The sequence below is a fragment of the Ruegeria sp. YTSC325 genome, assembly GCF_059609525.1.
Window position 1 is genome coordinate 1 of sequence record NZ_JBXWLY010000030.1, and the last position, 7,290, is coordinate 7,290.

The 7,290-nt window shown below is 55.7% G+C and carries 6 protein-coding genes and 2 pseudogenes; 2 read left to right on the plus strand and 6 right to left on the minus strand.

Going from position 1 to position 7,290, the window contains the following annotated elements:
• Window positions 1–68: 68 nt before the first annotated feature.
• Window positions 69–311, minus strand: a pseudogene (locus AC2FF7_RS22010) (Fic family protein); the annotation flags it as partial.
• A gap of 374 nt (window positions 312–685) precedes the next feature.
• Between AC2FF7_RS22010 and AC2FF7_RS22015 the strand changes: the two are divergent.
• A pseudogene (locus AC2FF7_RS22015) lies at window positions 686–847 on the plus strand (ArdC family protein); the annotation flags it as partial.
• Window positions 848–1,119: 272 nt separating this feature from the next.
• Here AC2FF7_RS22015 and AC2FF7_RS22020 read toward each other — a convergent pair.
• The 5 genes from AC2FF7_RS22020 to AC2FF7_RS22040 form a co-directional block, all read right to left on the minus strand.
• On the minus strand, window positions 1,120–2,220 hold the full coding sequence (locus AC2FF7_RS22020; protein ID WP_496906347.1) for an S-methyl thiohydantoin desulfurase family protein: 1,101 nt from the start codon (window positions 2,218–2,220) through the stop codon (window positions 1,120–1,122).
• Window positions 2,221–2,249: 29 nt separating this feature from the next.
• Window positions 2,250–3,041 carry an ABC transporter permease gene (locus AC2FF7_RS22025; protein ID WP_496906348.1) on the minus strand — a complete coding sequence of 264 codons (792 nt, stop codon included), beginning with the start codon at window positions 3,039–3,041 and terminating at the stop codon, window positions 2,250–2,252.
• Window positions 3,038–3,883 carry an ABC transporter permease gene (locus AC2FF7_RS22030; RefSeq protein WP_496906349.1) on the minus strand — a complete coding sequence of 282 codons (846 nt, stop codon included), beginning with the start codon at window positions 3,881–3,883 and terminating at the stop codon, window positions 3,038–3,040. The genes AC2FF7_RS22025 and AC2FF7_RS22030 overlap by 4 nt, the downstream gene beginning before the upstream one ends.
• Window positions 3,880–4,929 carry an ABC transporter ATP-binding protein gene (locus AC2FF7_RS22035; protein ID WP_496906350.1) on the minus strand — a complete coding sequence of 350 codons (1,050 nt, stop codon included), beginning with the start codon at window positions 4,927–4,929 and terminating at the stop codon, window positions 3,880–3,882. Before AC2FF7_RS22035 ends, AC2FF7_RS22030 begins: the two co-directional genes overlap by 4 nt.
• A 66-nt stretch (window positions 4,930–4,995) precedes the next feature.
• Window positions 4,996–6,045 (minus strand): ABC transporter substrate-binding protein, encoded by a 1,050-nt coding sequence (locus tag AC2FF7_RS22040; protein WP_496906351.1) that lies wholly within the window; start codon window positions 6,043–6,045, stop codon window positions 4,996–4,998.
• Window positions 6,046–6,229: 184 nt separating this feature from the next.
• Between AC2FF7_RS22040 and AC2FF7_RS22045 the strand changes: the two genes are divergently transcribed.
• Window positions 6,230–7,129, plus strand: a complete 900-nt coding sequence (locus tag AC2FF7_RS22045; protein ID WP_496906352.1) for a LysR family transcriptional regulator — start codon at window positions 6,230–6,232, stop codon at window positions 7,127–7,129.
• Window positions 7,130–7,290 lie beyond the last annotated feature (161 nt).

The following is a 7,290-nucleotide window of genomic DNA, read 5'->3' on the forward strand; positions in this document are numbered from 1 at the left end:
AATGCCGCCACTCGAGCTGCTTGAAGTCCGGGCATCAGCATTCCTTGGTGGGTCGGAAGTTAACGTGACAACACCGCGCCAGCAAGTGCACGCTCGATGTCGCGCGGCCGTGTATTGTGCCCTTCTATGAGGTTCGAATAGTAGCAATTCATAACTCGAACCAGATCGGCAAGTTCCGCTGCACTATCCGGGTGCAACCCTTGTCCTAGTTGCGTGGCTTCTCTCTGGATATCGACCGAGAGGTCTGCCAATTCTGTGGGAATATACTCTTCGAAGAAGCAAGGTTCTATCCTGGCTGGAGTTTCGAGCATTTTTGCCGATCCTTCGTAGTCGTAAAGCAATTGATAAATATGCATATTTTCAAAGATCTGGCAAGGAATTGCCGATATTTGTTGCCGATCTCGGATGCCGATCCAAAATTGCCCCACGAAATCAAAGACATCCGTATATGTGCTGGACCCTAAGTGTCCCGTTTGGTGCCAAAGGGCCCGCGGAAAGTGAAAGTGTCCTTTGGGGTTTGTGACTGACGGAAGAGGGACCTTGGGATGCTTCTTACGGGTTCGGGCCGGGTTCCGGTCTGTCATTTCTGCCGAAGAGCCACTCATGAAATCATGTGTCTTACGCATGTTGCTTGCAGCAGCTGCCTCGTAACGGCAACGTCTCCCTGATCAGCTATCTCGACCTTACGCTCGAGATGAATGCCTCCTACCTCTACAGCTGGCTCAAAGTCCTGCGTTCGGACAAGAACGAGATCTTCAAGCATGAGGCTGATGCTAAGCGCACTTGCGATTATCTGATCGTAAGGTCAGAGGCGGGTAGGGCAGGGGGCGGCGCCCAAGCTGCCTGATGGTACATTTTCGCTGGTACGAGAAGGTCAGTTTCGAGCCCAACTATGTCTTTGTTGAAACGCGCAACTTTCGTAGGGAGGGCGGAAAGCGGATTTTCGCTGCAAGAGCTAGCCGTGCAAAGGGTGAATGGAAGCAGACATTGCATGGTCTTTGGGTCGCAAAAGCACGTTCTGACAACAAGAATGGTATCCGCGTGACGGATTTCTAAATCCAGGTAGGAACCAAAGAGGTCACAACAATCTCTCTGAGGGTTTGAGGAAACACAAATGGGTCACGCGACAGCCGGCTTGTAAGCTTGATCAAGCCCAATGTATGAGGGACCGAATGCTTCCAGACCTCGTGGAGTAGTAAACGGTTTGGGCGCCGGTAGCACAACCACGGCAACATTCTGGCCGATGAAATAGTGCGGGTTAGTGATCGCTGCGCCTGTTTCAGTGTCAATCAAGCAAATGAGATCGGGTATGGTAGCATGTACTTCGCCATTTATACGCCCGATCATGTTTTCGTTCTTGAGCCAGATACTGTAGTTGCCATCTTTAAATGCACCGACGCCCGAGATCGCGACGTTGCCAAAGGTAAACCCTTCGCGAGTTTCCCAATTGCAGTCCGAAACTGTGCCTCGAAAGGCCACAAAACCCTTGCCTTGCGTCGCGATTGCGACGGCAACGTCTGCTCCGGAAGCGCGGCTTTCGCGCCAGACTTGCCCCATGCGCATTGCCAGTGAGATCGCCCCGGGAATGACCGCATCACGGATCTCGTTGATCTCCAACGCATGATCGATGGCAGCAATGTCGTTGCGGCTGATTTGTGACAAGGCGCGCACTATATGTTCTGCGCGTGCATCATCCACCACGTTCTCGCAGATGATTGCCTCGCCGAACTCATTGGCCATGACAATGGGCGCGGCAGGCAAGCCGTTGATGTAGTAGGTGGAATGGGTAATTTCCGGAACAGCGCGACCTGCTGGGTCGGCATCAATGATATAGGCCCCCGCCATGGCTGCTGCGTAAAACGAGGTGGCCGTGTTCGATCCTCCGAGCTCGCAGGAAATCGTGCCGTAGAACTTGCGACCCAGGTACGTTTCGAACCTTTCATAGGCTGCGAGGATCGATGGCTCTCCGGTGCGCGGCAGACGCTCATAAAGCCTCTCTTCCTCTTCAGGCAGAGATGAAATCGCACCAAGCATATAGGGTGTGCAAACAAGCGCATCCTGCGGGGCCTCGTCCAAATCGACCATGATGAACTCTTTTCCCTTGGTCAGGGCGTCGTCGATCATCGCCAAGCCTTCGGACAGTTCACCTCCTCCGCCTGTGCCAAGGATGACGGCGCCGTAGAGAATGTCTTCCAGATTCTGTCGAGACAGTTTTTTCATGGGTGATTTCCGTTTTGAAAGTGCGAGGGTCAGTCCCGCGACGCGCCAAGGAGTTTCAGAAGATCGGTGATAGTAGAGAGCACCAGCAAGACACCGATGGTCAGCAAGGCAAAGCCCATCGCAGCCGAGGCGACAACCGGTGTGTAGCCGTAGCGCACATTGTTGAAGATGCGTATGGGCAGAGTTTCGACGGCAAAGCCCGAGACCATGTACGAGATCAGGTACTCATTGACGCTGATGATGGCGACAAGGGCGTAGCCGGTGATGACATAGGGCAGGACCAGTGGGAAGATGACCTTGGCAAAGGTCTGCCACGGGGTCGCGCCCATGGTGCGGCTAGCCTCGATCACGTCATCCGAAAGGGCGGCAAAGCCACGGGCGATGATGACCAGGGGCAGGGTCACAAAGAACACGCCATGTGAGATCACGGTGGCTTCGGCGCGGCCATACCAGCCCATCTCAGCCCAGAAGACGCTTGCGCCCATGGCGATGATGATCGGGGGCAACATAAAGGGGCCAATCCCGAGGGCAAAGACCAGCTTGCCAAAGCCCGATTTCAGGCGCCACAGCACGTAGTTGGCAGCCAGCGCGATCAAAACAGCCAAAAGCCCGGCAAAGGCAGCGATCACAAGCGAGTTGCGGATCGGGATCAGCCAGTCTTTTTGCGTCAATAGTTCAGTGTACCAGCGCGCCGAGAGTTCCTGCGGCGGGAACGAGATATTGCTCTCGGCACTGACCGAGACCCCAGCGACGATCAGGAAGGGCAGGATCAGGCCCGTAGCAATGGCAGAGACGAAGAGGCGTTTCAGAAAGGTGCTCATGACGCGGCTCCTTTCCGGCGAGAGGCCAGAATCAAACTGCCAATGATAACCAGCGTGAACACCAGCATGATGACCGAGAGTGCCGCGCCCAACGGCATATTGGCGTCGCCCACAGCCTTGTCGGTGATGATAACGGTCATGTTCCAGTCCTGAGGGCGACCCAACATGGTGGGCATTACGAAGACGCCAAGGAAAAAGACGAACATGGTGACAACCGATGACACGATGGCGGGCAGGAAATTCGGCAGGACCACCTTTGAGAAGACGCGGGCGGGCGGCGTGCCAAGTGTCAGGGCGGCCTCTTCTATACTGCGGTCACGTTGCGCCATCTGCGGATAGAACATTAGCGCCACCAGCGAAAAGCCCAGCGTGATAAAGCCGATCAGCATCGCGCCGAAACTGGGCGACAGCGAGCGCGGGTTTTCCCACAGACCAACCCAGCCAAGGAATTTCGGGATGCCCGAGCCTTCTGAGAACAGTATCAGCCAGGCAAAGCCGATGATCACTTCGCTTAGGCACATCAGCGACAAGAGAAGGATCACCCAGAACGACTGCCAGCGGCGGTGCATATCGACGATTATGTACATGGCCGGAAAGGCCAGCAGCACTACGACCACGGCCCCCAGAGAGGCTGACAAGAGCGACCGCATCGAGATCGTATAATAGAAGGACGAGAAGAACTTGGCGTAATTGTCCCAGACAAAGGCGACCTTGTAGAAACCCAGCGGGTCGCGTTCATAGAAACTGACTACGACCATGAAACCCAGCGGCGCCAGAAAGAAAACTGTCATCATGGCAAGTGGGAACAACCCGATCAGGTATGGCGCGAGGATCCGTTTCATGATGGGATCACCCAGGCATGGTCAAGATCGAACCTAATCTCCGCGCGGTCGCCAACCTTGAATTTGGGCGCGCGGTCCGAGACCATGGTGTGAATGAATGTACGGTCTCCGACACTGAGTTCGGTTTCGATCGAGGCACCTAGCAGGCGCACGAAATCAACCGTGCCGACAAGCCCCATTTTCTCTTCGTAGACCTCGTTTAGGCTGACGTACTCGGGCCGCACGGCAATAGTATGCTTACCAGTCAATTGGGCCATCGGGCCTTGCATGTGGCCCAGATCGACACCGTCCAAAACGACACGGCCGCCGGATCTGTACTCAGGCGTAAAGATGTTGTTGGTACCCATGAAGTCGGCCACGAAACGGGTTTGCGGGCAGGCATAGACCTCGGTTGGGGTGCCGGCCTGTTCAATGCGGCCCTCGTTTAAGATCACGATGCGGTCGGCAATCGACATGGCTTCTTTCTGGTCATGAGTCACAAAGATCGTGGTAACGCCCAGCTTGCGTTGCAGTTTTTTTACCTCGATCTGGAGATGTTCGCGGAGCCCGGCATCGAGCGCACTAAAGGGTTCGTCCATCAGGAAAAGGGTAGGTTCGATGGCCAATGCGCGGGCAATGGCGACGCGCTGGCGTTGACCACCCGACAGAGCCGAAACGGGTCGGTGGAACATGCCGTTCAGGCCAACCACGTCCAGAAGTTCACGGGCGCGATCCAGACGTTTGGCCTTGTCTACGCCGCGAACCTCGAGGCCATAAGCGATGTTCTGGCCGACATCTAGGTGGGGAAACAGGGCAAGGCTTTGAAACACCATGCCGACATTGCGTTTGTGGCAGGGGGTCTCGGACAGATCGGCATCATCCAGCAACAATCCGCCCGAAGTCTGGGCTTCGAGACCTGCGATGATGCGCAGGAGCGTGGTCTTGCCGCAACCCGACCCGCCGAGAAGGCAGATGAACTCGCCCGAAGCAATGTCCAGACTGACATCCTTTAGAGCCTGAAAGGTGCCAAAGGACTTCTGGATGTTTTGGAGCGAGAGTTGTGCCATGGGATGCGACTTTCTTAAATGCCGGGCCGGCGGCGGTGCGCCGACCCGACAGGGAGCGATCGTGAATTACTGCGAGATCATCTCGAGATACTTGTCAGAGAGCCAGTCACCTTCGCGCAGATGGATGTGGGTCTGGCTGCGGATGGGCTCGCCAGCGCTGCCGACCGAGGCAAATTCTTCGTCAGTGAGGTCCATCGAGTCGCGTTTGGCTACCGGAGCAGTCCCAAGATTGCGCGCCATCTTGGCCTGCACGTCGGGGCGGATCATGTAGTTGATGAACTTTTCGGCGGCCTCGATGTTTTGCGAATCCCGCGGGACGATCCAGTAGGCGTCGCCCAGAATGCCGCCCTCTTTCGGGAAGGTCGACACAACTGGCAGGCCGTCGGCCGCCGACAACATGGTGACGTCGTGATAGTAAAGACCACCCACCAGTTCACCGGCCTCTAGGCTTTGCTGGAACTGACCTTCGTCGCGGTACCACAGTTGCACCTGCGGCTTCAGCTCGGCGATCTTGGCGATGATTTTTTCCAGGCCTTCACGGGTTTCCATGATCTCGTATCCACCAAAGAAGGTCAGTGCAGTGGCTTCCATCAACCCGCTGTTCGCGTTCGAAGTCAGGCCCAGTTTACCATCCCAGTCACGTTCCCAGAGCTCGGCCCATGAGATTGGTGCCTCGGCAACGGCTTCGGTATTGGTCACAAAGGTGGTGTACCACGACAAGGCACCAACGGCGTTCAGGTTACCTTCCTCGCTGGTCTTGGTGAAACCATCCAGCAGGGTCGAGGTGTTGGGGATGTTCTCAGCGTTCAGGTTGGCCCAGAGACCGATAGACTGGCCGCGCAGGAATACTTCGTCGGCCACCAGCGAAAGGTCGGCAGGGGCCTTCTTGGCGCGAGCCGCATTAGTCAGCTGGGTTAACCACGCCTGATCGGCGGGTTGCGCGATCGAGCGCACGGCGATGCCCGTTTCCTCGGTGAAACCGGGATAGATCACGTCGCGTAGCGTCTCTTCAAAGAAACCGCCCCAGGCGCTGACGGTGATTTCCTCGGACATGACGGCAGTGCCGGAGATCGCGACGATGCTGGCAGCAAGGGTGAAGGATCTGTACGGGTTCATCAGTTTGGCTCCCTGGGTTGTAGCAAATGCGACCGGTGCTTACGTCCGGCGGCTCTTGGATTGCATCAACCTTAGGCAGGCAACATCTGCGGAACCATATTGAACTGCTGATACTTGTATAAGCCAATCGACATGTAATGGTTTTTTTGATTTGATTTCAGAAAGATCAGCACCGGGGGTCGTGATGCGTTTGACCGATATCGATTTGCGATTGCTGCGCGTGTTCAAGGCGGTGGCCGAGGCGGGCGGCTTTGTCAAAGCGCAGGTTGAGCTTGGAATCAGCCAGCCCGCCATCAGTTCGCATATCGCCAATCTTGAGCAACGCCTGAACGTGCGCCTGTGCAACCGTGGACGGCAGGGTTTTTCGCTTACTTCCGAAGGACAGCAGGTCCTAACGGAAACCAACCAGCTCTTGGCTCATCTGGATTCCTATGCTGCGCGCCTCAACGAAATTGGGCGCGACACCGAGGTTTTGGTGCGCGTGGGTGTCGTAGATTGCCTTGTGACGGACCCAAACAATCCGCTGACAAATGTGATCCGGCGCGCAAAAGAGCAGTTCACCAATCTTCATGTCCGAGTGGGCGTATATGATTATCTTGATTGCCTGACGGAGCTCCGCGCCGGGCGGCTGGACATCGCGCTTGTCGGTCTCGCCTTGGATGATCAGGTGCCCGACGACGTTGAAGCGCATCACATTTATGACGAACCCAGCGGGTTGTTTTGCAGCCCCGATCATCCCTGCAACTCGGCGACCGACCGAGGCAACTTGAAGGCGTTGGTGCAAGACAGCAAAATTTCGGCCCATAGTTTCTTGAGCAATCCAATTGACGAAGCACTGGATATTCGATTGCTTGATGAGAAAGCAGATGTTTCACAAGGTAACATTGAGTCCACAACTTACATGGCTTTGGCCGGAACCCATATCGGGCTAATCCCTGTGCATTATGCTGATATCTGGGTGGGAAGGGGCGAGTTGCTGGAACTAGCGCCGGATGACTACCGGGTGGTCTCTGAAATCCACGAGTTACGCTTGAAATCTCGTTCGCACAACGAAGTTGCCGGCTGGGTTTGGGACAATTTGTAGAACTTGTTCTTTTTTTGGTCGCTTTTGTTGCAAGTCAGGTCGAACGTGCTTTTCGAATGATTGATGCTCCCGAGGCCTTTTCCAGGTGTTGTCACGTTAACTTCCGACCCACCAAGGAATGCTGATGCCCGGACTTCAAGCAGCTCGAGTGGCGGCATTCC

Coding starts and splice junctions, on each gene's coding strand:
- AC2FF7_RS22025 (WP_496906348.1), bottom strand. CDS start 3,041: ATGAGCACCTTTCTGAAACGCCTCTTCGTCTCTGCCATTGCTACGGGC.
- AC2FF7_RS22040 (WP_496906351.1), bottom strand. CDS start 6,045: ATGAACCCGTACAGATCCTTCACCCTTGCTGCCAGCATCGTCGCGATC.
- AC2FF7_RS22045 (WP_496906352.1), top strand. CDS start 6,230: ATGCGTTTGACCGATATCGATTTGCGATTGCTGCGCGTGTTCAAGGCG.
- AC2FF7_RS22035 (WP_496906350.1), bottom strand. CDS start 4,929: ATGGCACAACTCTCGCTCCAAAACATCCAGAAGTCCTTTGGCACCTTT.
- AC2FF7_RS22030 (WP_496906349.1), bottom strand. CDS start 3,883: ATGAAACGGATCCTCGCGCCATACCTGATCGGGTTGTTCCCACTTGCC.
- AC2FF7_RS22020 (WP_496906347.1), bottom strand. CDS start 2,220: ATGAAAAAACTGTCTCGACAGAATCTGGAAGACATTCTCTACGGCGCC.